The organism is Parasegetibacter sp. NRK P23, assembly GCF_023721715.1.
Lineage (GTDB): Bacteria > Bacteroidota > Bacteroidia > Chitinophagales > Chitinophagaceae > Parasegetibacter.
This window is the reverse complement of sequence record NZ_JAMDLG010000001.1, coordinates 3,908,530-3,933,992: the sequence shown is the minus strand read 5'-3', so window position 1 is coordinate 3,933,992 and position 25,463 is coordinate 3,908,530. Positions and strand designations below refer to the sequence as shown.

The 25,463-nt window shown below is 49.0% G+C and carries 25 protein-coding genes; 12 read left to right on the top strand and 13 right to left on the bottom strand.

Annotated features, from left to right (window positions below):
- Nucleotides 1-459: 459 nt before the first annotated feature.
- The 6 genes from M4J38_RS16035 to M4J38_RS16010 all read right to left on the bottom strand — a co-directional run bounded on the left by M4J38_RS16035 (nucleotide 460) and on the right by M4J38_RS16010 (nucleotide 5,150).
- Complete coding sequence (locus tag M4J38_RS16035) at nucleotides 460-1,113, bottom strand: class I SAM-dependent methyltransferase (RefSeq protein WP_251760788.1); 654 nt, start codon at nucleotides 1,111-1,113, stop codon at nucleotides 460-462.
- Nucleotides 1,114-1,146: 33 nt separating this feature from the next.
- Nucleotides 1,147-1,578: a DUF6526 family protein gene (locus M4J38_RS16030; RefSeq protein WP_251760787.1), complete on the bottom strand. Its 432-nt coding sequence runs from the start codon at nucleotides 1,576-1,578 to the stop codon at nucleotides 1,147-1,149.
- Nucleotides 1,579-1,869: 291 nt separating this feature from the next.
- Nucleotides 1,870-2,448 carry a hypothetical protein gene (locus tag M4J38_RS16025; protein WP_251760786.1) on the bottom strand — a complete coding sequence of 193 codons (579 nt, stop codon included), beginning with the start codon at nucleotides 2,446-2,448 and terminating at the stop codon, nucleotides 1,870-1,872.
- Between the two features lie 498 nt (nucleotides 2,449-2,946).
- Nucleotides 2,947-3,315 (bottom strand): YccF domain-containing protein, encoded by a 369-nt coding sequence (locus tag M4J38_RS16020; RefSeq protein WP_251760785.1) that lies wholly within the window; start codon nucleotides 3,313-3,315, stop codon nucleotides 2,947-2,949.
- A gap of 17 nt (nucleotides 3,316-3,332) precedes the next feature.
- Nucleotides 3,333-4,508 (bottom strand): energy transducer TonB, encoded by a 1,176-nt coding sequence (locus tag M4J38_RS16015; protein ID WP_251760784.1) that lies wholly within the window; start codon nucleotides 4,506-4,508, stop codon nucleotides 3,333-3,335.
- A gap of 69 nt (nucleotides 4,509-4,577) precedes the next feature.
- A complete protein-coding gene (locus M4J38_RS16010; protein ID WP_251760783.1) occupies nucleotides 4,578-5,150 on the bottom strand; it encodes an RNA polymerase sigma factor in 573 nt (190 codons plus the stop codon).
- A 96-nt stretch (nucleotides 5,151-5,246) separates the two neighbouring features.
- Between M4J38_RS16010 and M4J38_RS16005 the strand changes: the two genes are divergently transcribed.
- Both M4J38_RS16005 and M4J38_RS16000 read left to right on the top strand, forming a co-directional pair.
- Nucleotides 5,247-7,118, top strand: a complete 1,872-nt coding sequence (locus tag M4J38_RS16005) for a von Willebrand factor type A domain-containing protein (protein WP_251760782.1) — start codon at nucleotides 5,247-5,249, stop codon at nucleotides 7,116-7,118.
- Nucleotides 7,119-7,179: 61 nt separating this feature from the next.
- Nucleotides 7,180-8,595 (top strand): glycoside hydrolase family 125 protein, encoded by a 1,416-nt coding sequence (locus M4J38_RS16000; RefSeq protein WP_251760781.1) that lies wholly within the window; start codon nucleotides 7,180-7,182, stop codon nucleotides 8,593-8,595.
- A 102-nt stretch (nucleotides 8,596-8,697) separates the two neighbouring features.
- Here the strand turns inward: M4J38_RS16000 and M4J38_RS15995 are convergent, their stop codons facing one another.
- A complete protein-coding gene (locus tag M4J38_RS15995; RefSeq protein WP_251760780.1) occupies nucleotides 8,698-8,922 on the bottom strand; it encodes a hypothetical protein in 225 nt (74 codons plus the stop codon).
- 48 nt (nucleotides 8,923-8,970) lie between these two features.
- Entirely contained in the window at nucleotides 8,971-10,395 is a 1,425-nt protein-coding gene (locus M4J38_RS15990) for an MATE family efflux transporter (protein WP_251760779.1), read from the bottom strand.
- A 227-nt stretch (nucleotides 10,396-10,622) separates the two neighbouring features.
- On the opposite strand from M4J38_RS15990, the gene M4J38_RS15985 reads away from it, so the two are divergent.
- Nucleotides 10,623-11,378 carry a phosphatase PAP2 family protein gene (locus M4J38_RS15985; RefSeq protein WP_251760778.1) on the top strand — a complete coding sequence of 252 codons (756 nt, stop codon included), beginning with the start codon at nucleotides 10,623-10,625 and terminating at the stop codon, nucleotides 11,376-11,378.
- 92 nt (nucleotides 11,379-11,470) lie between these two features.
- On the opposite strand, the gene M4J38_RS15980 is transcribed toward M4J38_RS15985, so the two are convergent.
- The 4 genes from M4J38_RS15980 to M4J38_RS15965 all read right to left on the bottom strand — a co-directional run bounded on the left by M4J38_RS15980 (nucleotide 11,471) and on the right by M4J38_RS15965 (nucleotide 15,112).
- Complete coding sequence (locus tag M4J38_RS15980; protein WP_251760777.1) at nucleotides 11,471-12,181, bottom strand: DUF1080 domain-containing protein; 711 nt, start codon at nucleotides 12,179-12,181, stop codon at nucleotides 11,471-11,473.
- A gap of 3 nt (nucleotides 12,182-12,184) precedes the next feature.
- Entirely contained in the window at nucleotides 12,185-12,601 is a 417-nt protein-coding gene (locus tag M4J38_RS15975) for a c-type cytochrome (protein ID WP_251760776.1), read from the bottom strand.
- 58 nt (nucleotides 12,602-12,659) lie between these two features.
- Nucleotides 12,660-13,715 (bottom strand): sugar phosphate isomerase/epimerase, encoded by a 1,056-nt coding sequence (locus M4J38_RS15970; protein WP_251760775.1) that lies wholly within the window; start codon nucleotides 13,713-13,715, stop codon nucleotides 12,660-12,662.
- Between the two features lie 239 nt (nucleotides 13,716-13,954).
- Nucleotides 13,955-15,112 (bottom strand): Gfo/Idh/MocA family protein, encoded by a 1,158-nt coding sequence (locus M4J38_RS15965; protein ID WP_251760774.1) that lies wholly within the window; start codon nucleotides 15,110-15,112, stop codon nucleotides 13,955-13,957.
- Between the two features lie 315 nt (nucleotides 15,113-15,427).
- On the opposite strand from M4J38_RS15965, the gene M4J38_RS15960 reads away from it, so the two are divergent.
- The 4 genes from M4J38_RS15960 (at nucleotide 15,428) to M4J38_RS15945 (ending at nucleotide 19,962) form a co-directional block, all read left to right on the top strand.
- Nucleotides 15,428-16,702: a sugar MFS transporter gene (locus M4J38_RS15960; RefSeq protein WP_251760773.1), complete on the top strand. Its 1,275-nt coding sequence runs from the start codon at nucleotides 15,428-15,430 to the stop codon at nucleotides 16,700-16,702.
- A gap of 101 nt (nucleotides 16,703-16,803) precedes the next feature.
- On the top strand, nucleotides 16,804-17,643 hold the full coding sequence (locus tag M4J38_RS15955; RefSeq protein WP_251760772.1) for a hydroxypyruvate isomerase family protein: 840 nt from the start codon (nucleotides 16,804-16,806) through the stop codon (nucleotides 17,641-17,643).
- A gap of 49 nt (nucleotides 17,644-17,692) precedes the next feature.
- Nucleotides 17,693-19,372 carry a GMC oxidoreductase gene (locus M4J38_RS15950; RefSeq protein ID WP_251760771.1) on the top strand — a complete coding sequence of 560 codons (1,680 nt, stop codon included), beginning with the start codon at nucleotides 17,693-17,695 and terminating at the stop codon, nucleotides 19,370-19,372.
- Nucleotides 19,373-19,389: 17 nt separating this feature from the next.
- Entirely contained in the window at nucleotides 19,390-19,962 is a 573-nt protein-coding gene (locus M4J38_RS15945) for a gluconate 2-dehydrogenase subunit 3 family protein (protein ID WP_251760770.1), read from the top strand.
- Nucleotides 19,963-20,033: 71 nt separating this feature from the next.
- On the opposite strand, the gene M4J38_RS15940 is transcribed toward M4J38_RS15945, so the two are convergent.
- Complete coding sequence (locus M4J38_RS15940) at nucleotides 20,034-20,813, bottom strand: glycoside hydrolase family 25 protein (RefSeq protein ID WP_251760769.1); 780 nt, start codon at nucleotides 20,811-20,813, stop codon at nucleotides 20,034-20,036.
- A gap of 58 nt (nucleotides 20,814-20,871) precedes the next feature.
- Between M4J38_RS15940 and M4J38_RS15935 the strand changes: the two genes are divergently transcribed.
- The 5 genes from M4J38_RS15935 to M4J38_RS15915 all read left to right on the top strand — a co-directional run bounded on the left by M4J38_RS15935 (nucleotide 20,872) and on the right by M4J38_RS15915 (nucleotide 25,456).
- Nucleotides 20,872-21,903 (top strand): SPASM domain-containing protein, encoded by a 1,032-nt coding sequence (locus M4J38_RS15935; RefSeq protein ID WP_251760768.1) that lies wholly within the window; start codon nucleotides 20,872-20,874, stop codon nucleotides 21,901-21,903.
- 66 nt (nucleotides 21,904-21,969) lie between these two features.
- Complete coding sequence (locus tag M4J38_RS15930) at nucleotides 21,970-22,425, top strand: MarR family winged helix-turn-helix transcriptional regulator (protein ID WP_251760767.1); 456 nt, start codon at nucleotides 21,970-21,972, stop codon at nucleotides 22,423-22,425.
- Between the two features lie 20 nt (nucleotides 22,426-22,445).
- Nucleotides 22,446-24,002: a glycoside hydrolase family 10 protein gene (locus M4J38_RS15925; protein WP_251760766.1), complete on the top strand. Its 1,557-nt coding sequence runs from the start codon at nucleotides 22,446-22,448 to the stop codon at nucleotides 24,000-24,002.
- 193 nt (nucleotides 24,003-24,195) lie between these two features.
- Nucleotides 24,196-24,750, top strand: coding sequence for a peroxiredoxin (locus M4J38_RS15920; RefSeq protein ID WP_251760765.1), 555 nt, complete (start codon nucleotides 24,196-24,198; stop codon nucleotides 24,748-24,750).
- 112 nt (nucleotides 24,751-24,862) lie between these two features.
- A complete protein-coding gene (locus M4J38_RS15915) occupies nucleotides 24,863-25,456 on the top strand; it encodes a carboxymuconolactone decarboxylase family protein (RefSeq protein ID WP_251760764.1) in 594 nt (197 codons plus the stop codon).
- The last annotated feature ends 7 nt before the right edge of the window (nucleotides 25,457-25,463 follow it).

Sequence of the window (25,463 nt, the reverse complement as noted above, 5' to 3'; positions counted from 1 at the left end):
TTTTCATGGCCGGATACTTTCCCCGGCTTTGTTTTCTTGGCTATTTGGCTATCTCAGACACAAAGATAGAAACAATTCAGTACTATGCAACACATAGTACCATTTTTTTACAGGTAATTTTTAATGAGTACTATTGGGCGAAAAGGAGAATCCAGTATTTACAAGGGTTTCCTTCAATTTTGATAGAAAGATAAATAATCGAATTTGGGAAGAACGGTAAATAAGATGGATAAGTGGGGCGAAGTATTCCTGGAAATCAAGCCCCAATACGCAGGATTAACTCCCAACCAGTTGCGGTAAGGCAAATAGAATGCACCGTGGAATAACCCGAAGAAGTTCAAGAAGCGGCCTGAAACAAATGTACTGCCAATAAAAGAAATCCATCCCATCGCCGCGCCGCCGTGTAGCCGCGAGAAAATTACCATCCAGTAATAATGTTGAGAAAACCAGCTGAATGCGTTACTTCACCCCTACAAGCACCATATAATTTCTCCTGATCACTTCCCCATTGGAACGGACCTCCTCCTCTTCTTCTTCCAGGCGCTCCATATGGAACCCGGCCTCGGTTACCAGGTTTTGTATGGCTTCAGGCGTATATAGTCTGAAGCCGAACCGGGTGAAGGGAAGTTTTTCCATGAAAGATGCCGGCGCGAAACCAATGGCCAGTCGACCGCCTTTCCGTAAAACACGGATCATTTCCAGGAGATACAACCCGGGATCGCTCCAGAAATACACGGTGTTTACCGTGAAAATATGGTCGAATATCTCATCTTCAAAAGGCAAATCCTTTCCGTTAGACAATGAAAATGATGCCTGTCCCTGCTCAACAGCATGCTTGTTCAGCCGATGGGCTTCCTCCACCATTGTTTCAGAAATATCGATACCCGTGTAAACGATGTTTTCCGCCTGGGATAAAATATAAGGAAGATGGCTTCCGTTGCCGAAGCCGATCTCGAGAACGCGGTCATCATTGTTGACGCGGAGCACATCAATGGCTTTACGGATCATACCGGCATTGTTTTCCTGCATCCTTTCGGCGGTTTTAATGCCGTCGCTGCCGCTGGGGTTTCCAAGTTGGCGCGCGATTTCATGCCAGTCAGGCTCCTGCATCATAATGGCGTGGTTTGAGTAATTGAAAGTAAGCAATTAAACACGCATATCATCGGCTACCCAGTGCACGATCTGTTGTTTGATGGCATCCGGGGAAAGGTTTTCTTCCATGGCGCGTAGCGTGAGCGCCGGAAGTTCCGCGTCTGAAGCGAATCGCAGGGCAGCGATCTGTCCGAAGCTGAGTTTCGGTTCCAGTTCCTCCAGTCTTTTCCCGGTAAGGAGGTGGTAACGCCAGCGCATTTCCATACGCACAAGCCTGTTCTGTACCGTGAGCGCGTAATGTTGCCTGGTCATAAAACTCAGCCAGGTAACCGTTATGGCCAACGCTGAAAGCAGGATATATTCCCCCCTGTTTTCCGGATGTTGCCAGATGCCTCGTACTGAAATGATGATCAGCAACAACATGACCGGGTAAAATACAAAATGGTGCGGGGCGTAAAAACGGATATGATTCTTATAATTCTGCATTGATAAAGTTTGAATGTCAACAAAGATAGGCCGGAGATGTTCCCGGCATTCCACATTTTAAGGCATAAAAAGGGGAAACCGATGCACAATTTTCCAGGTTTCTCCGGAAGAAAAGCTGGTCCCGTTTTTTAAGTAAATAATCCGGTTAACACTCTAAATATATAGGATTCCTTCCTGACGGATGTTTAGCCGAGCGAAGGTGAGGCGGATAGAAGCGGGTTGGGAGCCAGGCCGGAAGGCGCACTTCAGTAAAGGTGCGCCTTCCGCTTTTTAAGTGGTGCGCGGCTGAACTCATAAGCTGAAGCGATGGAGCGCATTCAATTCGCTGAAAGACTTGTTGTAAAATTCGAAAGCGTTTTCCCAATGCTCCAGGGGCAGCAGTTTTCCCATTTTCAGAAAGCCATGTGCAGGGAGCTTTTTCTTATTTATCTGAACATATCCGTCCTGTTCAAAATCGTATTCCCATGGAGAGGAATGCCGCGAGATCAGCCATCCGTATTTTGCGCCGGTTTCCAACACAACATCACGGTATTGCTCAACGTATTTTCCCTGTAAATGGAGGTGTATGCTGAACCCTTTTCCCCACCAGAAAAAACTTCTGATGGCGAAAATATCTTCCTTTCCGAAAATCCTCGGATAATCGAGCATTACATACGGCAGGCCCTGGTAGTTTTCGCCACGGGATATTTTCGGGGAGATGCTGAACAGCGTTATAGGAAGGGAAGATTGTAGGGCGTGTGCACGATAGGAGTCGCTCAATGATCCGAAAAGTGTGCACACTTTATCGATGATGCGCCGTTTCGCAAACAGCCACTCGGTGTTCAGCACCAACTCTTTTTCTGCCGGGGTCAATTGTACAATTTTGTCCATCGGTGTTTTTCTATTTGTTCTACCGTTAAAATACCGGGTTGACCTACTCCTGATCCGGTATAAATTTACAAGGCAAATCACACATCTGATACAATAGGCGTAAAAGGATCGTCAGAGGAAAAAACCACACACATTCAAAAGCTACGGATGTGCAAAAACAATAGTTTATCGGCATTTACATTGATCCATTTTTGGAGAAGGTGAACAGCTATGTACTTCAGCGCATGGAAAGTATAATTGGGTGCTGAAAGTATTTTGAAGATTGAACAAACGGACGAACGAACAGAGATGATGTATGTAAAATTTATTGAGCGTAGGAATGGAAACGGCCTACCCACCCTGAAGTAAGTGCATAAAACCTCGAATGGAGCAGGAACTGAATGGAATAGAACATCAAAGCGAGCCTAAATGAATAGTCGGGCACATGAATGTTAGCGTAAAGACAGAAGTGTGCATGAACAAAAAGATGCATGCACTTGAAATAAATGCAATATGATATTAACGCACTTCTTTACCAAAAGGCATCATACTGATCTCAAGCAATTTAAAATGTTGTTTGGCAAATGGAATCCCGATAATGGTAATCAGCAACAAAGCGCCGAAAAAAAGATGCACCAATGCTGTATACAAGCCGCCACAGATCAACCAGATAATATTAAACCCTAATGTGAAGCAGCCGTTATTGGAGGAGTTGTACACCACCTGCCTGCCGAAGGGCCACAATGCAAGACCAGCGAGCTTAAAACACTGTAGGCCGAAAGGAATACCAATGATGGTAAAACAGAGCACGATGCCGCCAAACAAATAACCGAGCGCGGAAGCAAATCCTCCAAAGACAAGCCAGATGAGGTTCCCAAGTAAATTCATTGGAGTAAGGTAAAAATTTATTTGAAAGTCACTGATACGCGTCCGGTTTCTTTTTTACCGGTGGTCGTTTTCCATGATGGTCCTTCTTTGATGAGTCGTAAAGCTTCCTTGTCGTAGGCTGCTCCTGCCGATTGTTCGATCCGAAAGCGCGTCAGTTTTCCTGATGCACGGACTTCAAAGGATACGATAACGATGGGTGTGGGCACACCTTCGGCAACTTTGAGCCGGGAGCTGTCCAGGAGGTACTGGTTGTAAGCCGCCCAACCTGCTTCAGGAACGGCTTTCAGGGGATTTGTATTGACAGTTTTAGAAACAGAGCCCGTTACCGTCTTTTTTTTCTGCCTGCCATATCCCACCACCACCACTTCCTCCATTGCTGCGGAACTGTTTTCAAGCGTGATCCTATTGGCAGCGGTATTATTTTTCAGTTCTACCTTTTGTGGTACAAATCCCAATACGTCCAGGGTGGCAACGGCAGCGGAATCTTTGGAGCGCAGACTGAACCTTCCCAGACTATCGGTAAGCGTTGCGGTCTTTTCCTTTTCCAGGGTAACCACCACGCCGGAAACAGGCTTTTGCTGCACATCCAGTACTTCTCCTCTGATTTGGAAAGCCGGTCTTTCATTTTTCAGCATAGCGTTCGCCCGTTGTTGAGCTTGTTTGTGTTCTGCTTTCGCCAGCTCCTGGAGTGCGGAAGCCTTGTCTTTCTGTTGCCGATCGTTTTCGGAAAGAATAAGGTCAGAAGATTTTGTTGTGGCCGCTAAATCTTCTTGTTCAGAAACGTGCTGTTTAGCAGGAGTCGGCTTCTCCTTTGTAGGGGCAACGGGAGCATCCGTTTTTTCACCGCTATCGTTCGCGTTGGTCAACGGGGTCTCTTTTGTTTTTTTAACGGTGGGTTCTTTCCGTGCAATGGACTGGTCTTCGTTGCTCCAGATCAGACGGTAAGCTACTGCCGCCGAAACAACGATCAGCACGGCAGCCGCAGCCGACCACCACCAGTTGCGTCGTAAAGGAACAACTGGCACCGGTTTATTTTCTTTGCTTTCCTTCAGGCGTTCGTTTAACCTCAAATTCAATTCCACAACATCGTACGACAATGTTTCAACATGCGCCGTGTAACCCTCCAGCGCATCGGCCAGGAACGGATCTTCCAGTGCCGCCTTTTCCAGTGCATGCATTTCCGTTGCGGTCATTTCACCCGCATGGTAACGGCGGATATCCTCCGCTGTAAATGGACAGTATGGTTGTTTTTGCTCCAGTTGTTATTTGTTGTTTTTCTCCATACAAATTCTGAGGTTGCGCCTGCCGTTCTGCACCAGGCTCCTCACTTTATTCCAATCCATCCCCGTTAATTCAACGATCTCCTTGTAACTTTTCTCTTCCAGGTAAAAAAGCCGGATGGTACGTTGCTGATCGGCCACCAGTTGTGCGATGCAGTCTTCCATGATGCGGAGATTCGTTTCCTGCTCCGATATACCGGCATGATGCAGGTTTTCCTCCGATTGCACATCCCATTCCTTTAATTCAGTGGTTTGTTTGTTTTTCCCACCTCTCAACTGCATCAGGCAATGGTTCTTACTGAGTACGTGAAGCCAGCTTTTAAAATTCGTTACCTCGAAACGGGGCAGTTTGGTAATCAGTTCCTCGAATATCTGCATCACCGCATCCTTACTGGCTTCCGAATCCTTGAGGTATTTAAGGCATACCCCATACACCAGCTCCATATACCGCTGATACAATGCGCCCAATACCTCCAGGTCACCTTTTTCACGGTATAAAGTTACCAATTCCTGATCGGTGGCAGTGGTATATGATATGTGGGGAAGAAATGACATCCGGGGTGAAAATAAATAAAATGGGTGATTGTGTAATCCTGAAAAAAGCGGCATCCTGCCTGCGGGCCCCATTCTTAAACAACAAAAACCATTCAGATGAAACGCATACAAACCTTCAGCCTGGGTGCATTACTTGCCGTTATAGTATTTGCGCTTGCTGCTTTTAACTCGTTTTCTCCCATCCGCATTACCGGTAAAATAACGGATGCTGCGGGTAAGGTAATAAGCGATGTAACCATCAGTGAAAAAAACACCAGGAATACCGTGCAAAGCGATGGAAACGGAGACTATTCCATTACAGTGTCCAATGCAAATTCGAAACTTTTCTTCAGCAAACTGGGTTATGCGGGTCAGGAACTCCCTGTAAGCAGTTCGGGCGTGGTTAACGTGGTGATGCACTCCACCGCGCAGGAGTTGAATGATGTTGTGGTCTTAGGCTATGCCGCCCAAAAAATGAAGCGCATCGTTGGATCAGTGCATTCCAACCATCAACCGGTGATGTACGGAAATCTCTACGAAACGCCACACAATACAGAGTCTTACGATTTTATCAATGAGAATAAGTTTCTTTCATCTCTGCAAAATCCACTTTCCACATTCTCCATTGATGTGGACGCGGCTTCTTATAGTAACGTACGCCGTTTCCTGAAAAGTGGCCAGCTTCCTCCCGCCGGTGCCGTACGCATTGAAGAAATGATCAACTATTTCGATTACCACTACAAAGATCCGGAGGGCAAACACCCGTTCGCCGTGTATACCGAGCTGGGTGAATGTCCCTGGAACCCGAAGCACCATATTGTGTCAATAGGCTTACAGGGCAAACATATGCCGCAGGAAAATCTGCCCGCCGCGAACCTCGTTTTCCTGGTAGATGTTTCCGGTTCAATGATGAGTCCGAATAAACTTCCACTCGTGAAGCAATCGCTCAACCTCCTGGTGGATCAACTGCGTGAAGAAGACCGCGTGGCGCTGGTGGTGTATGCCGGTAGTGCCGGTGTGGCGCTTCCCGCAACCAGCGGAGCCGACAAACAAGTGATCAAAGATGCCATCAACAGGCTGGAAGCAGGAGGTTCAACAGCAGGCGGGGCCGGTGTTACCATGGCCTATAAAATCGCGCAGGAAAATTTTGTAATGAACGGGAACAACCGCGTGATCCTTTGTACCGATGGTGATTTCAACATCGGAGAAAGCAGTGATGATGCCATGGAAAGACTGATCGAAACCAAAAGAAAATCCGGTGTTTTTCTCACGGTACTGGGCTACGGTATGGGCAATTATAAAGATTCAAAAATGCAGAAACTCGCCGATAAGGGCAACGGAAACCATGCTTATATCGACGATATTTCAGAAGCGAAAAAAGTATTGGTGAATGAATTCGGCGGCACACTGTTCACCATCGCGAAGGATGTGAAATTGCAGCTGGAATTCAATCCCGCCAAAGTTCAGGGCTACCGCCTTATTGGTTATGAAAACAGGACGCTGGCCAAAGAAGATTTCAACAACGACACCAAAGATGCCGGTGAAATGGGCAGCGGGCATACGGTTACAGCCTTGTATGAGGTCATTCCCGTTGGTATCGTATCTTCTTTCATCGGAACTGTGGATGGCCTGAAATACCAGCAATCCAACACCAGCCAGCTTCCTAATTATCAAAGCAACGAATGGCTGCATGTGAAAATCAGGTACAAACAACCTGACCAGGACAGCAGCATTTTATTGCAACAACCCGTTTCCGGCAATGTACTGCCCTTAACTAAAACATCCGACAACTTCCGCTTCTCCACTTCGGTAGCAGCCTTCGGTATGCTGCTCCGCAACTCCGAATTCAGGCAGGAAGCAAGTTTTCAGAAAGTGCTGGATATCGCAGAAACGGCTTCCGGCAAAGACAAGCATGGCTACCGAAAAGAATTTGCCGGCCTCGTGCGCAGAGCAATGAAGAAGCAACCGGACCTCAGTTACCACGAATAAATATCCGTTAACAGTACAGCGTCTTTTCTTTTAGTATCATTACAGTTCATTTTTCAGAACTATGCAAAGAAAAGATTTTATACGCTCGGCAGCCCTCGCCTCCGCCGCAGGAATGATGCCCCGATGGACATTTTCAATGGGTTCGCAGGAATTTCCCACCGTAAGAACACCCGAAAATGAAAGGAAATTTAAAAGCGAAGCCATTGAAAATGCTATCGCCACTTTCAAAAAAAATGTGTCCGACAAAGAACTGGGATGGCTCTTCGAAAACTGCTTCCCTAATACCCTCGATACCACCGTCGAATTTTCCGTACACAACGGAAGACCCGATACATACGTGATCACGGGAGATATTGATGCCATGTGGCTCCGCGACAGTACTGCGCAGGTATGGCCCTATATCTCTTTTATCAAAGAAGATAAAAAATTGAAAGAACTGGTGGAAGGGGTCATCAACCGGCAAACGGATTGTATCCTCTACGACCCTTACGCCAACGCGTTCTACAAGGAACGCACTAAAGTAGGAGAATGGAAATCGGATATCACCGACATGAAGCCGGGTATCCACGAAAGGAAATGGGAGATCGACTCCCTTTGTTATCCCATCCGGCTCGCGTATGAATACTGGAAACAAACCGGCGACACCCGCCCATTTGATGGGGACTGGAAAAAAGCCATCGCACTTACCGTGAAAACCTTCCGGGAACAACAGCGAAAAAACGGTAAAGGTCCTTACACGTTTCAACGTACCACCGCCTGGGCAACCGACGGTGTGGCCATCGGCGGATATGGGTATCCCGTAAAGCCGAATGGGCTGATTTGTTCGGTGTTCCGACCCAGCGATGATGCCACCTTGTTCCTTTACCTCATCCCCGCCAATTTTTTTGCGGTCACCAGTTTAACGCAGGCCGCGGAAATGTTGTCAGCCATTCAAAAAGATACAACGCTTGCAAACGAATGCGCGGCCCTCGCCAAAGAAGTGGCCACCGCCCTGCAACAGAACGCCATTGTTTCCCATCCCAGATTCGGGAAGGTATATGCTTACGAAGTGAACGGCTTCGGCAGTTACAACCTGATGGACGACGCGAATGTGCCCAGTCTGCTCGCATTGCCCTACCTCGGTGCCATGAAAAAAACGGATCCCCTTTACCTCAGTACCCGCAAGCTGATCTGGAGTGAAGAGAACCCTTTCTTCTTTAAAGGATCCGCATCCGAAGGCATCGGCGGCCCCCATGCCGGACTGGACATGATATGGCCCATGAGCATTACGATGCGTGGCCTCACCAGCACTAGCGATGCGGAAATAAAACAGTGTATCCAGGCGCTAAAAGCCACCCATGGAGATACGGGCTTTATGCACGAATCATTTCATAAAGACGATCCAAAGAAATTTACAAGGAAATGGTTCGCATGGGCAAATACGTTGTTCGGTGAGTTTCTCTGGAAGACCTATAAAGAAAAGCCGAAGCTGCTGTAAAAAGTATTTCACATGCGTTGCGCCGTAGCGTCGTTGCGAGAACTTTATTCTTTCCTGAAAGATGTAATTTTTATCTCTCGCAACGGCGCAACGTTTTTCAGCTTACAGGAATTTAAAAACCCATTTGCGGTAGTTTTCAAAATCTTCCAGCGTGGAAAGCGCATCAAATTTTTCCAGGGAACCACCAGGTTGTTTCCTGGCGAGGACCACGGTGCACCCGTTCACGATGCACCGTTTTCCTTTTTCAAATATGCGGTTCAGTTCATCAGTATCGCCGATGGTTTGTAATGCTTCTATTTCAGCCACGTTGATCGTAAGGTCTTCCATACAACTTCTTCTTTTACCTGTTCTGCAAAGTAAACCAATAACCGCGGGCTATACTTTTACTTTTTTCCATTTTCCCTTTTTGAAAAGAATAAAGCCGGCGATGGTGATGGCCGTTTCCGCAATGGGGATCGCGACGAATACGCCTGTTGGTCCCATGCTCAGTTGTTTCGCAAGGTACCACGCGAGCGGAATCTGGAAAAGCCAGAACCCGGCCAGGTTAATATAAGTGGGCGTCCAGGTATCTCCGGCTCCGTTGAAAGTATTGATCATTACCATGCCTATACCATAGAAAACGAAGGCCAGACTAATGATGCGCATGGCCCGTTGTGCCACGTCAATCACTTCCGGATCGGTGGTAAAGAAGGAAACCATCCAGTTGCCGAGGAAGAAAAACGCGAGCGTAACCAGCAACATAAAGATGGCGTTGTATTTCACCGTTTTCATCACGGAATCGTGGGCCCTTTGCACCTGGTTGGCGCCGAGGTTCTGCCCCACCAGCGTAGATGCCGCGTTACTCAAACCCCAGGCGGGCAGCATGAAGAACATCATGAGCCGGATCGCGGTTTGGTAACCGGAAGAACCGGCTTCCCCTCCGGTAGTGGCCACGAGTTGCGCCAGGAAAATCCAACTGCACGAGGCGATCACGAACTGGAAGATGCCCGGTGTGGCAATGCCCACCAGCGAACGCATCAGCGGGAGGTCTATATTCCAATGTGAGGGTTTGATCTTCAAGCTGTGTTTCCCGGAGAAGAGGTGGTACAACTGGTAGGTTACGCCGATACCCCTGCCCAATGCGGTGGCCATGGCCGCGCCGGTGAGACCGAATGCGGGAACAGGTCCCCATCCATTGATGAACAGCGGACACAACAAGATGTTGCAGCCGTTGGCGATCCATAAACTTTTCATCGCGATGGCCGCATTGCCTGCACCACGGAAGATCCCGTTGATGAGGAAGAGCAGCATGATCACAATGCTGCTGCCCATCATGATGCGCACGAAAGTTGTTCCTTTTTCTGCTGTTTCTGCACTTGCTCCCATCAGGAGCAGCAATTCCTTCGCGAAGAAAACACCGGTCAGACTCAATGCAGCAGTTACAACCGTGGCGATCACGATGGCCTGTGCACCTGCGTGGGCAGCGGCTTCAGGGTTCTTTTCCCCGATACGCCGCGCCACCACCGCCGTGGCAGCCATACTCATTCCGATGGCGATCGAATACATAATGGTGAGCACGGATTCTGTAAGTCCAACCGTTTGAATGGCTGCGCTGGAATCTTCGAGGTGACCTACGAAATACAGGTCAACCAGGGCAAACACGGATTCCATGATCATTTCCAGCATCATGGGAATGGCGAGCAGCAGAACCGCTTTGCGGATACTGCCTTGCGTGTAATCAGTTTCGCCGCCCTTCAGCGCCTGTTTCAACAATAATATATAGGCAGATACCGTTTTGGTATTCCTGGGATAAGATGTCATGAGAAGACTGTTATAGGTAAATAATTGAATTACAGGCAGGAACGTCCCGCTGTACGATATGGGTAGCAAATACCCCGTGGATTAGTGGCGCACACGCGCTGCGAAGGACTTCATGGTTCGTAACATTGAGGCACCGAAGGTAGAATAATTTTGGAGAAGGCCATTAAGCAGACGTTAATTTCCCCCGGCAACTTTTCTTGATGAGTAGAATTCTGTAATTTAAGAGCATGACCCCGTTTAAGAAGCGATTAGTAGCCGCCGCGATGATGTTCGCCGCCTGCCTGCCATGTTTGGCCCAGTCTGTAATGAAAAGGGACAGTTTACCGGAAGCCCCCCGGTTCCCGGTCACGAAGTTGCTGATCCCCGCAGCCATGATCAGTTATGGCGTTACTTCACTCGAAAACCACCAGATACAGAAATGGAACAACAATATCCGGGCGGAGATCGTGGAAAAGGATTATAAGCACGTCCGTATTGATGACTACCTGCAGTACGCACCTGCGGTTGCGGTTTACGGATTGAACGCCGCGGGCATCAAAGGAAAGCACAATTTCAAAGACAGGACCATCATCTACCTGATGTCGTCGCTGATTATGAATACCACCGTAAGCACCCTGAAGAAGTCTTCCAATTTTGAGCGCCCCGATGGCTCCAACGACCGCTCCTTCCCTTCCGGACATACGGCCAACGCTTTCCTTTCCGCGGAGTTCCTGCACCAGGAATACAAAGATGTATCGTTGTGGTATGGCGTGGCGGGTTATACGGTGGCTGGCTTAACGGGTACCATGCGCATGTACAACAACCGCCACTGGCTGAGCGATGTGGTGGCCGGCGCAGGCATCGGCATCGCTTCTTCCAAACTGGCTTACTGGCTCTATCCTACCATCAACAGGGCGATATTCAAACAGAAAGAAATGAAAACAGTGGCCATGCCCGCGGTGGTGAATGGCGCTCCGGGATTGGCATTGGTGCATCGGTTTTGAGTGGGAATAAAAAAAGCCTGAGAAAAGGTATTCCCTCTGCTCAGGCTTCTAGGATTTGAATGAATCCTCATTCAAAATTCAACATCCAAAATCTATAATTTCTTTATCTCAATATTCCGGTACCAAACCTGATCTCCATGATCCTGTAACGCGATGCGTCCGGATTTGTATTTCCCGAAGTCTGCCCAGGATTTGAATTTGCTTCCGGCCACCAGTTGGTTCCAGTTTTCATCCCACATGGTAGTCTCTACTATTTTCACACCATTCAGCATGAAGGTAAGTTTGCCGTTGTTGGCGATGATTTCCGCGAGGTTCCATTGCCCCACGGGTTTTACCGGTTCGGAGGAACTGGCGATCAGATCGTACAAATCGCCGGTACGGTGTTTATGGATTTTTCCGTCGGCATGGGCCTCATTGTCCAGCACCTGCATTTCGGGGCCCGTTAGATAGGTTTGGCTGAACTTCGGATCTTCCTTCACGAAGAAGATGATCCCGCTGTTTCCTTTGGGAGAAATTTTCCATTCCAGTTTCAGGTGAAAGTTCTCGTATTCTTCATTTGTTACGAGATCACCTCCGGTAGTGCCGGGTGCTTTCACAAGGGTGATGGCGCCATCCTCCACTTTCCAGGCATCGCCTGCCGTGGACTTGTTGAACGTGTGCCATCCGTTGGTGGTTTTGCCATCGAAGAGTTTGATCCAGCCTTCTTTGGAAGATGCTGTCGTCATGGAAGTGCTTTTTTTAGCGCTGCTGCAGCCTACGGCTACGATGCCTGCGGCCAGTAAGGTAAGAAAGGTGTTACGCATGGGTTAATTGTTTTTGAGCAGGAAGATGTATTTCACCATCGCTTTCGCGTCGTCCTGGGAAATATTATCGTGGGCGGCCATTGGCACCTGTCCCCAAACGCCGCTACCGCCTTTGATGATCTTTTCGGCCAGCATGGAAAGGTTGGCTTCGTTGTTTTCATATTTATTGGCGATATCCCGGTAAGAAGGTCCGATGAGTTTTTCGTCCACTTTATGGCAGGTAAGGCAGTCCGAGTTCCCGATGAGTGAGAGCCCTTTTGTGTAATCGGGGTTGCTGCTCATGTCGTCGGCAGGCTTGGGTGTTTCGGTGGCCGTTTTATCGGCGGGTTCAGTGGTGTTTGTTTTGGGGGATTCTTCCGCGCTGTTACCGCAGGCGTAGCAGAGTGCGCCCATCAGCACTACAAAAGCCAGTTTTTTCATCTTGATTGTTGTTGATATTGAGTAAAATAGTCCGTCGCCGCTAAAGTTCTGAAAAGAATCAGTTCAATCCCAGAATCCTGCGGTTAAAATTTTCATCCGCGCCTTGTCCGGCGAAATCGTCGAATGCTTTTTCCGTAACGCGGATGATGTGGTCCGCGATGAACTGCGCGCCTTCGCGGGCGCCGTCTTCCGGGTGTTTAAGGCAGCATTCCCATTCCATTACGGCCCATCCTTTGAAATCGTATTGGGCCAGTTTGCTGAAGATGGCCTGGAAGTCCACCTGTCCATCACCTGGCGAACGGAACCTTCCCGCCCTGTTGATCCAGCCCTGGAACCCACCGTAGACTCCTTGTTTTCCCGTGGGATTAAACTCGGCATCCTTCACATGGAAGGCTTTGATGCGTTCGTGGTAATGATCGATATAGCTGATATAATCGAGACACTGCAGTACAAAATGGCTGGGATCGTACAATAAACATGCGCGGGCATGGTTGTTCACTTTCTCCAGGAACATTTCGTAGGAAATACCATCGTGGAGATCTTCTCCCGGATGAATTTCATAACAAACATCCACGCCGTTCTCATCGAATACATCCAGGATGGGCTTCCACCTGTTGGCAAGTTCGGTGAACCCAGTTTCCACCAATCCGGCGGGACGTTGCGGCCAGGGATATACCGTATGCCACAGCAGTGATCCGCTGAAGGTGGCGTGCGCGTTGAGGCCCAGGTTAGCACTGGCTTTCGCGGCGTATTTCAGTTGTTGGGTTGCCCATTCGGTTTTGGCCTTCAGGTCGCCTTTCAGTTCCGTGGGCGCGAACCCGTCGAAGAGTTCATTGTAAGCGGGATGACAGGCCACGAGCTGCCCTTGCAGGTGCGTGGACAATTCCGTTATCTCCAGTCCGGCGGCGGCAATAGAGCCTTTCAGTTCATCGGCGTAGGTTTTGCTTTCCGCCGCTTTTTTCAGATCGATGCAACGGGAATCCCAGGTGGGTATCTGTACACCTTTGAAACCCAGATCAGCGGCCCATTTGCAGATGGTGGTGAGGTTGTTGAAAGGCGGTTCATCACCGAGGAATTGGGCGAGGAAGATGGCAGGGCCTTTTATTGTTGTCATAAGAAGATGATTTTAGTTTATTTTTTCACGCCAAGACGCAAAGGAGCAAGGACGCAAAGTTCGTTTATGTTGATAAAGCTCTTGATATAAGGTAACAGAAAAAGGGATTTGTAATTACAAAAACGCATCGCAAAAACGCAAGCTTTCCCAAGCTCAGCAACCCCTTGCGTCCTTGCTCCTTTGCGTTGCGCAGTGCGCAGCACAAAGCAATTGCGAGAACAAAGCAATTGCGTGACCACTTATACCTCAAAAGCCACCCACTTTTCAGCAGATTTCCCGCTCCGCACCACATTCTCCACGAATGCCATTCCTCTAACCCCGTCTTCTGCTCCCGGAAAATCGAGTGACTCTTTGGAAGGCGTTGCTCCTTTTTCCATCGCCACCACGCTCTGCGCGAAATTGCGGTAGAGGTTGGCGAACGCTTCGAGGTAACCCTCCGGATGCCCCGGAGGCGTTCTCGTATTGTGCGCGGCGTAACTACTTAGATAACCGGCTCCGGTGCGGAGGATCTGCGCGGGCTGATCGGGCCATTTCAGGATGAGGCTATTCGCGTCTTCCTGGCGCCATTCGAGTCCGCCTTTTTCTCCGTAAACGCGGATCTTCACATTGTTCTCTTCGCCGGCAGCTACTTGTGTGGCGAACAACATACCGGAAGCGCCATTGTCGAAACGCAACATCACCATCCCGTCGTCGTCGAGTTGTCTTCCTTCCACTACTATGTTGAGGTCGGCGCAGAGTTCGGTCACTTTTGCTCCGGTAACATATTCCGCCATATTGAAGGCGTGTGTGCCGATATCGCCCATGGCGCCCGCGATACCACTGCGGGAAGGATCGGTTCTCCAGCTTGCCTGCTTGTTATCGGTTTTTTCGGCGAGGGTGCTGAGCCAGCCCTGCGGGTATTCCACATATACTTTCCTGATTTTACCCAGCCTTCCTTCTTTCACCACCTGGCGCGCCTCTTTCAGCATGGGGTAACCTGTATAGGTATGCGTAAGACAAAACAGTTTTCCGCTTTGCTCCACCACTTGTTTCAATTCCTTTGCTTCTGCGAGCGTGAAGGTCATCGGTTTATCCAGCACCACGTGGAAACCGTTTTCCAAAGCCGCTTTCGCGGGTGCGAAATGCACGTGGTTGGGCGTAACGATGCTGATGAAATCCATCCTTACATTTTCGGGCAGTTGCTTCTCCTGCTCGATCATGTCCCACCAGGAAGGATATACCCGCTCAGGTGGAAGACCGAGCATGATGCCGCTCTCTTTTGATTTCGCGGGATCGCTGCTGAAAGCGCCGCAAACCAGTTCAATTTCTCCATCCATAGCCGCCGCAATGCGGTGCACGGCGCCGATGAACGCGCCGATACCGCCCCCCACCATGCCCATTCTGAGTTTTCTTTTCATGCTGCTCTATTTAAGTTTTGAATATGCGGAAGTTACCGTGCATTTTAGCCTTAACGCCTGCTGTTTTATAGCAAATGATAGTATTATTTTATCATTTGACGGTACAAAAGATCGCCGGTGATTAAATTGTTGTGCGCAAAACAGGCAGCAAGGTAAAACGGGCATTAAGTTAGGAACAAAAATTTTCAAAACGGGTAAATTTTACACAATGTTGGGTGAGGTGGTCTGATTTTACCCGGAAAAAAATTACATTTATGCCTTCCCCGGAACCCTTGGGAAAACCAAACGATCAATCAATCAAAACAACCTAGCGGTATGCAAGCCATCCAGCGGAACAAACTTTTTGTAGCCAGTTGCCTGGCATTACTGGTAACCTCTCTTTCTTTCGGCATCCGTGCCGGCATCCTCGGTAAACTTGGTGTGGAGTTCAATTTAAATGGACAGGAACTCGCGATCATCACCGGAACCGCTTTCTGGGGATTTCCCCTCGCGGTGGTAATCGGCGGCTTCATTGTGGATGCCATCGGCATGAAACGATTACTGGTAGCGGCATTCGTGTTGCACCTGCTTGGTATCGTACTCACCATTTGCACCCCTTATTTCAGCTCCGGCTTCTGGCCATTGTTCATCTCCACGCTTTTCATCGGGATGGCTAACGGAACCGTGGAAGCAGCCTGTAACCCATTGGTGGCAACCATTTATTCTGACAACAAAACCACCAAGCTGAACCACTTCCATTTGTGGTTCCCCGGTGGTATCGTTGTGGGCACGTTGATCGTTTATTTTTTAAGCGAACTTGGTCTCGGCTGGCAAATACAAGTGGCAACCATGCTTATCCCCACTTTTCTATATGGTTATCTTTTCCTTAAACTGGACTTTCCTGTTACTGAACGTGTGGCTTCCGGTGTAACCACGGCACAGATGTATAAGTCTGTAACCAGCCCGCTGTTCATCTTCATGTTCATCTGCATGTTCGGAACCGCGATCACCGAGTTGTTCACCAACCAGTGGATCGAGATTTTATTGAAGAATGTGACCAGTCATGGTATCCTGATCCTCGCGCTCACCGCGGGTGTGCAGGTACTGGGTCGTGCAGTGGCGGGGCCCATTGTTCACCGCATTTCGCCATCGGGCGTGCTGTTGGTTTCCGCTGTTCTTTCCGCGATAGGTTTGTACCTGATGGGTTCCGTATCCGGCAATATGCTGATTGTGGCCGCCATCATCTTTGGTTTGGGTATCACGTATTTCTGGCCCACGATGCTGGGATTCGTTTCTGAAAATATCCCGCAATCAGGCGCATTGGGCATGAACCTGATGGGTGGCGCGGGTATGTTCGCCGTATCCGTTTATACATATTTCATGGGCGGCTTTTACGATAACATCATCGCGAAGAACCTCCCCACCGGGGCGGACCTCAAAACTTACCAGGGCGCCGCAGCCGGAACGCCCGAAGCGGCGGCTTTCGCGCAGGCGCAGGCGGTGGCCGGTCCTGAAATCATCAATGTAACGCTGGTGATTCCCATCATACTGGTGGTGGCTTTCGCGGGTCTGTTCTTTTACATGAGAAAGCGTCAGCCTGTACATGCTTAACATTTTCTTTAACAATTACAACGGGATCGGTTCCTTAATTTCAACTTTTCGATACTATGCAATCTTCTAATACCCGCCGTTCGGCGATAAAAAACCTGGTTATGAGTGGCATCGCCGTAGGAGCTTTCCCTTCCCTTTCCATGGCTGAAAAAGCCGCGCTGGAGCAAAGTCCTGTATTGAAAGGAAACATCAATCATTCCGTTTGTTACTGGTGCTATGGCGGTATTCCCTTCGAAGAATTCTGCGCAGCCGTGAAACAACTGGGCATCAAAGCAGTGGACCTCGTGGGACCGAAAGACTGGGCCACCCTGAAAAAGCACGGCCTGGATTCCTCTATGTGTAATGGCGCGGAGATTAGTCTCACTGAAGGATGGAACGATCCACAGTACCACGAAAAACTCATTCAGAATTATTCAGAAATGATTCCGCTGGTGGCGAAGGCAGGCTACAAAAACCTGATCTGCTTCTCCGGCAACAAGCGGGGCATGGATGATGAAACCGGGTTAAAAAACAGTGCTGAGGGCCTGAAAAAAATCATGGCACTGGCAGAAAAAAACGGGGTCACCATCATCATGGAATTGCTAAACAGCAAAGTGGACCACAAAGATTATATGTGCGACCGCTCCGTTTGGGGTGTGGAACTTTGTAAGAGAGTTGGATCCGACAACTTCAAACTGCTGTACGACATCTACCACATGCAGATCGATGAAGGAGATGTGATCGCCACCATCAAACAGAACCACCAGTACTATGGGCACTACCATACTGCGGGTGTACCAGGCAGGAACGAGATTGATGAAACGCAGGAATTGTATTATCCCGCCATCATGCGCGCCATTCTTTCCACCGGGTTCAAAGGGTATGTGGCGCAGGAATTCGTTCCGAAGCAACCCGATAAAATCGCTTCACTGAAGCAAGCCATCACGATATGTGATGTTTAATTTGTAACGACTGTTAAAGCAATAAAGTAAAAATCAAAACAATTTTGTTATGGCGGAGAACACCTATGATGCCATTGTGATCGGCTCCGGGATCAGTGGCGGCTGGGCAGCAAAAGAGCTCACGGAAAAAGGACTGAAGACCCTGATGCTGGAACGCGGCAGAAACATAGAACACGGTAAAGATTATGTGAATGCCAATAAAGGTCCCTGGGAATTCCCACACCGCGGGGGCAGAACACAACAAATGATCGAAGATTATCCCGTGCTGAAAAGGGATTATCCGCTGAACGAAAAGAACCTCGATTACTGGGTCAACGAAAAAGATTGCCCCTATACCGAAGTGAAACGCTTCGACTGGTACCGTGGTTACCATGTGGGCGGAAGGTCACTGATGTGGGGCCGCCAGAGTTACCGCCTCAGCGACCTCGATTTCGAAGCCAACGCAAAAGACGGCATCGCCACCGACTGGCCCATCCGCTACAAAGACCTGGAAAAATGGTACGATTATGTAGAAGGATTCGCCGGCATCTCAGGCTCGGTTGAAAATATTCCACACCTCCCGGATGGCAATTTCCTGCCACCCATGGAGATGAACTGCGTGGAAAAAGACGTTTCTAAACGACTGAAAGAATATTACAAAGGCAACCGTCACATGATTATCGGGCGCGTGGCCAACCTCACCGCTCCGCACAAGGGGCGCGTAAACTGTCAATACCGCGATAAATGCTGGCTGGGTTGTCCGTTCGGCGCCTACTTCAGCACCCAATCGTCCACGTTGCCCGCCGCCATGAAAACGGGGAACCTCACCCTCCGGCCCTGGTCCATCGTTACCGAGATCATCTACGATAAGGATACCAGGAAAGCCAAAGGCGTGAAAGTGCTGGATGCGGAAACGAATAAAACCTACGAGTTCTTCGCCAAAGTGATCTTCCTCAACGCTTCGTCGCTCAACTCCACCTGGGTGCTGATGAATTCCGCCACAGACATCTGGCCGGAAGGGCTCGGCAGCAGCAGCGGACAACTGGGTCACAACCTGATGGACCACCACCTGCGCGTAGGTGCCAGCGGAGAAGTAGATGGATATGAAGACAAGTATTATTTTGGCCGACGTGCGAACGGCATTTATATCCCGCGCTTCGTAAATGTTGGCGGTGACAAACGAGATTATATCCGTGGATTCGGTTACCAGGGACGTGCCAGCCGCCAGGACTGGAGAAGGGAAATTCCGGAACTGTCCATTGGTGCGGAACTAAAAGAAGCGTTGACGGAGCCCGGTAAATGGACCTTCGGCATCGGTGGATTCGGTGAAACACTGCCTTACCACGAAAACAAAGTGACGCTCGATAAAAACAAAAAAGACAAATGGGGCCTTCCCGTTCTCGCCATCGACGCGGAACTGAAAGACAATGAGTGGAAGATGCGCAAAGACATGCAGTCTGAAGCAGTTGCCATGCTGGAAGCCGTTGGGCTCAAAAATGTGCACGGTTACGAAAATGACCAGGCACTGGGCATGGGCATCCACGAAATGGGTACCGCACGTATGGGTACCGATCCAAAGAACTCCGTGCTGAACGGCCACAACCAGGTATGGGATTGTAAAAATGTGTTCGTGACCGATGGCGCGGCAATGACCTCCGCCGGTTGTCAGAACCCATCCCTTACCTACATGGCGCTTACCGCACGTGCAGTGGATTATGCCGTAAACGAACTCAAAAAACAAAACCTGTAACCGAAATATAAACGACCATGAACAGAAGAGATGCCCTCTCCGCCGTTGCACTCCTGATGGGTGGTACCATTGTTGGCGCCAATGTTTTCCTTACAGGTTGCAACACCGCCGAAGAAAAGCCCGGCGAAGGAATGCTATTCACCGACAAGCAGATCGCCTGGCTCGATGAAGTGGCTGAAACCATCATCCCAACAACGTCTACCCCAGGGGCAAAAGCCGCCAAAGTAGGCGCATTCATGAATGTGATGGTGCGCGACTGCTACACCAAAGAGGAACAGGAAGCCTTTAAAGCCGGTTTCAAAAAACTGGAAGACGCCTGCAAAGCGAAGTTCAGCAAAGGCTTTATGGACTGCACACCGGAACAACGCAAAGAGCTGCTCACCGCACTTGATGCCGAACAAAAAGAATTCCAAAACACAAAGAAAAAAGAAGAACCCAAACACTATTTCAGGCTCATGAAAGAACTCACCTTGCTGGGTTATTTCACTTCCGAAATCGGTTCTAAACAAGCGATGCGCTATGTTGAGACCCCGGGAAGGTTTGACGCGTGCGTGCCTTATAAAAAGGGTGAAAAACTTTGGGTAGCGTAGGAAATTATAAATTTTGAATGTTGGATTTTGGATTAGGGGGAATACTTTAATTCAAAATTCAACTTTCAAAATTATTTCACCAGCAACTCCCTGAAATCCGTACTGTCTCCTTTAAAAACGTTGAAGTCTACTAAGGAGCGGATGCCGTTCACGCGACCGGTTTCGCTGTGTTGCCAGAAGTGCCAGGTACGGCCGATGCGGGGACGTTCTTTCTGAAGGTAATGCGCTACCCAAAGCGGGTATTCATCAAAATCTTCCCCGAGGTATTTTTCGTAGAACGAAACATTTGTGTACAGGATGGGTTTCACCCCATAATGCACTTCCACGATATCGAGCCAGGTTTTCACTTCCGCTTTTATTTTCGCGGTGGCCACGCCGTAAGTTTGTTCCACATCCAGTACCGGGGGTAAATCGCCTGGTTCAAGTGCTACGGTTCTGATAAAGTTTTCAGCCTGTATCCTGCCGCTTTTGGTAGCGAGGAAGAAGTGATAGGCGCCACGTGGCATAGCTGCATCGCCGGCACGTTTCCAGTTGCGGCGGAACTGACGGTCCACATTGCCCAGTCCTTCAGTAGCCTTGATGAATGCAAAGCCGAGTTTGATTCCCTCTACTTCCATTTCTTTCACGGCTTCCCAGTTGATGGTTTGCTGGTATTTAGAGACATCAATACCGTGAATTTCATAGCTCACGGGCATATCAATGCCGAATTCGGGGTAGCGGATGAACTTCGCGCGGCGCACTTTCCACCATTCATAGCCGGCTACACCGAACATCGCCACGATGGAAACGATCATGATCGCGATAAGTATTTTGTAGCCCTTCGGTGTTTTAGTGGATTTTTTCTTTGCCATGAACGGATGGTTGGGTGCAAAGATAATCCACCGTCATTATTCCCTACCTTTGAACTTCATGGGACAATTTCACCGACACGATGCCGTTAACCTGCTTTCCAAACTCACGCCACGCCGTGCCTGGAACATGTTGAAAGTATGGAGCAGCTACCGCATCAGCAGGCTCTCCGGGAAACCTGTGCAATGGGGCTATCCCGTTTCGGTTTCTTTTGAACCCACCACCTCCTGCAACCTTCGCTGCCCCGAATGCCCCAGCGGACTCCGCGCTTTCACCCGGCCAACGGGCATGCTGAACCGCGATTTCTTCCGTGAAACAATCGACGATATTTATAAGGACCTGCTGTACCTGATCTTTTATTTCCAGGGAGAACCTTACCTGAATCCGGATTTCCTGGAAATGGTGCAGTATGCATCTTCCAAAAAAGTATATACCGCCACCTCCACCAATGCGCATTACCTTACAGAAGCCAATGCCCGAAAAACAGTGGAAAGCGGACTCGACCGGCTTATCATCTCCATTGATGGCACTACGCAGGAGGTGTATAAACAATACCGGGTAGGCGGTAACCTCGAAAAAGTGATACAGGGCGCAAAAAATATCGTGCGGGCCAAAAAAGAAATGAACAGCAAAAAGCCCTTTGTAGTGTTCCAGTTCCTGGTGGTACGCCCCAACGAGCACCAGCTTGAGGACGTGAAGCAACTCGCGAAGGAAGTGGGCGTGGATGATGTTTGGTTCAAAACGGCCCAGGTATATGATTATGAAAACGATCCCCACCAACTGATCCCCCAAAACCAGAAATACAGCCGTTACAAACGTTTGCCTAACGGGGAAACCATACAGAAAAACAAACTGGAAAACCATTGCTGGAAACTGTGGCACGCCAACGTGATTACCTGGGATGGCCTGGTGGTGCCCTGCTGCTTCGATAAAGATGCCCTGCACCGCCTCGGGAACCTGCGCCATCAGAGCTTCCGCGAAATATGGAAGAACCCCGCCTACATTGATTTCAGAAGGCAACTGCTGACAGGAAGAAAGAACATCGACATCTGCGCCAATTGCAGCGAAGGCACACGCGTATGGGAATCCTGACACATATTCCGTACATTCACACATAACGATTATACCGTATTTTTGCACGCGAGAAGAAGCATATTTATGGGAATTGAGAAGGACATCAACCAGTCGGTTTTCAGGAACGAGCACCAGAAAGCGCTCATCAATATTATTTATACCCACAACTGGATGATGGAAAAGATGAAGGCCATGTTCGGGAAGGAAGACCTCACGCCCCAACAGTTCAACATCCTCCGTATTCTCCGTGGTGCACTGCCCGAACCACTTTCCACCCTTCAGATCAGGAACCGGATGCTCGATAAAATGAGCGACACCAGTCGTATTGTGGACAGGCTCGTGGCCAAGGGCCTCGCCAAAAAAACGACCTGCCGCGAAGACAAACGTCTTGTTGATGTCACCATCACCCCAAAAGGAAAGAAAATACTCGAAAAATTTGATGAGATGGAGGAAGAAATGGACAGCCTGATGGGGCATATTTCCTCCGATGAAGCAAAAACACTGAACGGTATTCTTGACCGGATGCGCAACTCCCAATAACTTTTACACGTCCAATAACTATGCAAAAAGCGATGCTATTGCCGGCCCTGCTGGCCAGTTTTTTATTTTTCAGTTCCGCACATGCGCAGCAATTTCCCAAATATGAAATGCGCGCCGCATGGATCGCCACGGTGGACAATATCGACTGGCCATCCCGAGGAAATTATGACTCCAGAAAACAACAGGAAGAATTCATTGCACTGCTGGACATGCACCAGCGCAATGGTATGAACGCCGTGGTGGTGCAGGTTCGTCCCGCTACAGACGCGTTCTATCCTTCCGATTATGAACCCTGGAGCGAATGGCTCACCGGCAAACAAGGACGCGCGCCGCAACCCTATTACGACCCCCTCGCTTTTATGGTGGAAGAAACGCACAAACGCGGCATGGAGTTTCATGCCTGGTTCAACCCCTATCGTGCGGTATTCAACATCAGAACATCTTCCATTAGCACGGATCATATTACACGGAAGAAGCCGGAATGGTTCCTTACTTATGGCGATAAAAAATATTTTGACCCTGGTAACCCTGAAGTTCGGAAACACCTCACCGAAGTGATCAGTGATGTGGTGAAACGATACGATATTGACGCCGTTCATTTTGATGACTATTTCTATCCATACCGCATTCCAGGAAAAGAGTTTCCGGACTATGCCTCGTATAAAAAATACGGAAACAACGTATCACGCGATGATTGGCGGAGAAGCAATACCGACAGCATCATACACAATCTCTTCACGGCCATCCGTGCAGAAAAACCCTGGGTAAAATTCGGCGTCAGCCCGTTCGGGGTATGGAGAAACAACGATAAGGATCCCGACGGATCACCAACACGGGGCGGGCTCTCCAATTATGATGACCTCTATGCGGATATCCTTTTGTGGCTGGAACTAGGATGGATAGATTATGTTGTGCCGCAGTTGTACTGGGAGCGCGGCCATAAGCTGGTAGCCTACGAAATACTGCTAGACTGGTGGGCAAGTTATGCTTACGGTAAACACCTGTATATTGGGCATGGCATATACCGCACCCAGGAAAATGTTACCACCGCCTGGCGCAACAAACAGGAACTTCCCGAACAGATCAGGTTGCTGCGCGAATACCCGGAAGTGCAGGGCAGCATGTATTTCAGCACCAAATCGTTTCTCAATAATCCGAATGGCTGGAACGATTCATTAAGGCTGAATTATTACAAATACAAAGCGCTCGTTCCCTCCATGTCCTGGATGGACACCACCCGGCCCGAAGTGCCTTCCGTTGAAAAAGTGGAAATAAAAGACAACAAAGCCGTTTTCTTCGTTAAACGGCTTTCCCAGCAACGCCCCATAAGAGGATTCGTACTTTACAGAGGGGGCAATGAAGCTGAACTGAAACTGAAAGGCGCTGAACAGTTGAGGGCGGTCAGCTTCAGCAGCGATTCCTGCTCTTTTGAAGAAGTGATCCCTGAAATGGCGCAGGAAATGTTGTTCCAGGTTTGTGCCATCAGTCACAACAGCATTGAAAGCGCTCCAAGTGTCTCCATTCGTATTATTAAAACCGCGAACAACGCCTGGGAAGTGGCGGAAATATTGCCTTAGAACTTAGGATCAATATTATAATTTATGTTATAGATTTTGTCTATTTAAGAATAGAGAAAAGAAATACTCAACAGAATCTGCCACAGCAAAGGGTTTCACGTGATCTTTCCTATCATATTAAAAAAAGAAAGTTCCCTGATTTTGATTTAAAGATGAACTGGTAGAAATTTGCAGCGCTAAAACAAGCTAATACATGCAAAACACAACCTTGTCGCTCGGCGCGCAATTTCCCGGATTCAAAAAGAAAGCAGTAGTATCCATTGAAAAAGGAAAAGAGTTTTATGATCTTTCTTACGAAGAGATCAAAAACGCAGGAAAATGGATGGTGATGTTCTGGTGGCCGAAAGACTTTACTTTCGTTTGTCCCACAGAGATCGCGGAATTCAACAAACACTACCAGGACTTCGCGGACCGCGATGCCGTGCTGGTAGGTGCTTCCACCGACAGTGAATTCGTGCACGTAGCCTGGAGAAGGGACCACGAAGACCTTCGCGACCTGCAATTCCCTATGCTGGCTGATACTTCCAAATCACTGGCCGAACAACTCGGTATCCTGGAAGCCGAAGAAAAGATCGCCTACCGCGCCACTTTCATCGTTGACCCACAAGGAATCGTACGTTGGGTTTCCCTTTACGACCTGAACGTGGGCCGTAACGTGAAAGAAGTGATCCGCGTACTCGACGCACTGCAAACAGATGAACTTTGCCCCTGCAACTGGCAGAAAGGTGAAGCCACACTGACCGCATAATTTTTCTCTTTTATCTTCTTAAGGAACCGGCTATCCCAGCACAACATAAGAAACAACAGCCCGGATAAACGACCCAGGATAGCCGGTTTCCTTTCCCCTCAAATTTATTACCATGATGTTCGGAACCGCAAATACCACGGACAATGCTGTTGCATTGCTCCAGGACCTCGGCATTGATCCATCTGCCGTTACGCCTTCCCTGAAATTACTCGCAGCTACAGATGCCCGTTACCTGAAAGACCTGAAGATCAATATCACCAATTCCCTTCAGGCGGAGAGTCTGCCCAGGAAAGAAGCTTACCTCATTGCTTTTGCCGTGGCCGTAAACGAAAAAAATACACTGCTCCAGGAAGCGTTCACCGCAAAGGCAAGAGAAGAAGGTGCTACCGATAAAGAGTTGGCCGAAGTCATCAGCTGTACTTCACTGATGGCCGCTAACAACGTATATTACCGCTTCCGCCACTTTATGCACGAAGAGTTCTACAATACCGCTCCCGCCGGTATCCGCATGAGCATTATGGCCAACCCGGTGCTGGGCAAGGAATTGTTCGAGACCATCAGTCTGGTGGTGAGTGCTGTAAATGGCTGTGAGATGTGCGTGACTTCACACGAGAAGAATATTGTATTGCATGGGGCTTCGAAGCAAAAGATCCACGATGCGGTACGTTTGGGAGCTGTGGTACGGAGTCTCGCGGTATTGTTGTAAATATTTT

Excerpts from the sequence above, each read along its gene's own strand:
- M4J38_RS15970 (WP_251760775.1), bottom strand. The coding sequence starts at position 13,715 with ATGACAACAATAAAAGGCCCTGCCATCTTCCTCGCCCAATTCCTCGGT.
- M4J38_RS15935 (WP_251760768.1), top strand. The coding sequence starts at position 20,872 with ATGGGACAATTTCACCGACACGATGCCGTTAACCTGCTTTCCAAACTC.
- M4J38_RS16035 (WP_251760788.1), bottom strand. The coding sequence starts at position 1,113 with ATGATGCAGGAGCCTGACTGGCATGAAATCGCGCGCCAACTTGGAAAC.
- M4J38_RS16000 (WP_251760781.1), top strand. The coding sequence starts at position 7,180 with ATGCAAAGAAAAGATTTTATACGCTCGGCAGCCCTCGCCTCCGCCGCA.
- M4J38_RS16005 (WP_251760782.1), top strand. The coding sequence starts at position 5,247 with ATGAAACGCATACAAACCTTCAGCCTGGGTGCATTACTTGCCGTTATA.
- M4J38_RS15925 (WP_251760766.1), top strand. The coding sequence starts at position 22,446 with ATGCAAAAAGCGATGCTATTGCCGGCCCTGCTGGCCAGTTTTTTATTT.
- M4J38_RS16030 (WP_251760787.1), bottom strand. The coding sequence starts at position 1,578 with ATGCAGAATTATAAGAATCATATCCGTTTTTACGCCCCGCACCATTTT.
- M4J38_RS15920 (WP_251760765.1), top strand. The coding sequence starts at position 24,196 with ATGCAAAACACAACCTTGTCGCTCGGCGCGCAATTTCCCGGATTCAAA.
- M4J38_RS16010 (WP_251760783.1), bottom strand. The coding sequence starts at position 5,150 with ATGTCATTTCTTCCCCACATATCATATACCACTGCCACCGATCAGGAA.
- M4J38_RS15980 (WP_251760777.1), bottom strand. The coding sequence starts at position 12,181 with ATGCGTAACACCTTTCTTACCTTACTGGCCGCAGGCATCGTAGCCGTA.
- M4J38_RS15995 (WP_251760780.1), bottom strand. The coding sequence starts at position 8,922 with ATGGAAGACCTTACGATCAACGTGGCTGAAATAGAAGCATTACAAACC.
- M4J38_RS15960 (WP_251760773.1), top strand. The coding sequence starts at position 15,428 with ATGCAAGCCATCCAGCGGAACAAACTTTTTGTAGCCAGTTGCCTGGCA.
- M4J38_RS15945 (WP_251760770.1), top strand. The coding sequence starts at position 19,390 with ATGAACAGAAGAGATGCCCTCTCCGCCGTTGCACTCCTGATGGGTGGT.
- M4J38_RS16020 (WP_251760785.1), bottom strand. The coding sequence starts at position 3,315 with ATGAATTTACTTGGGAACCTCATCTGGCTTGTCTTTGGAGGATTTGCT.
- M4J38_RS15990 (WP_251760779.1), bottom strand. The coding sequence starts at position 10,395 with ATGACATCTTATCCCAGGAATACCAAAACGGTATCTGCCTATATATTA.
- M4J38_RS15975 (WP_251760776.1), bottom strand. The coding sequence starts at position 12,601 with ATGAAAAAACTGGCTTTTGTAGTGCTGATGGGCGCACTCTGCTACGCC.
- M4J38_RS16025 (WP_251760786.1), bottom strand. The coding sequence starts at position 2,448 with ATGGACAAAATTGTACAATTGACCCCGGCAGAAAAAGAGTTGGTGCTG.
- M4J38_RS15985 (WP_251760778.1), top strand. The coding sequence starts at position 10,623 with ATGACCCCGTTTAAGAAGCGATTAGTAGCCGCCGCGATGATGTTCGCC.
- M4J38_RS16015 (WP_251760784.1), bottom strand. The coding sequence starts at position 4,508 with ATGACCGCAACGGAAATGCATGCACTGGAAAAGGCGGCACTGGAAGAT.
- M4J38_RS15950 (WP_251760771.1), top strand. The coding sequence starts at position 17,693 with ATGGCGGAGAACACCTATGATGCCATTGTGATCGGCTCCGGGATCAGT.
- M4J38_RS15955 (WP_251760772.1), top strand. The coding sequence starts at position 16,804 with ATGAGTGGCATCGCCGTAGGAGCTTTCCCTTCCCTTTCCATGGCTGAA.
- M4J38_RS15965 (WP_251760774.1), bottom strand. The coding sequence starts at position 15,112 with ATGAAAAGAAAACTCAGAATGGGCATGGTGGGGGGCGGTATCGGCGCG.
- M4J38_RS15915 (WP_251760764.1), top strand. The coding sequence starts at position 24,863 with ATGATGTTCGGAACCGCAAATACCACGGACAATGCTGTTGCATTGCTC.
- M4J38_RS15940 (WP_251760769.1), bottom strand. The coding sequence starts at position 20,813 with ATGGCAAAGAAAAAATCCACTAAAACACCGAAGGGCTACAAAATACTT.
- M4J38_RS15930 (WP_251760767.1), top strand. The coding sequence starts at position 21,970 with ATGGGAATTGAGAAGGACATCAACCAGTCGGTTTTCAGGAACGAGCAC.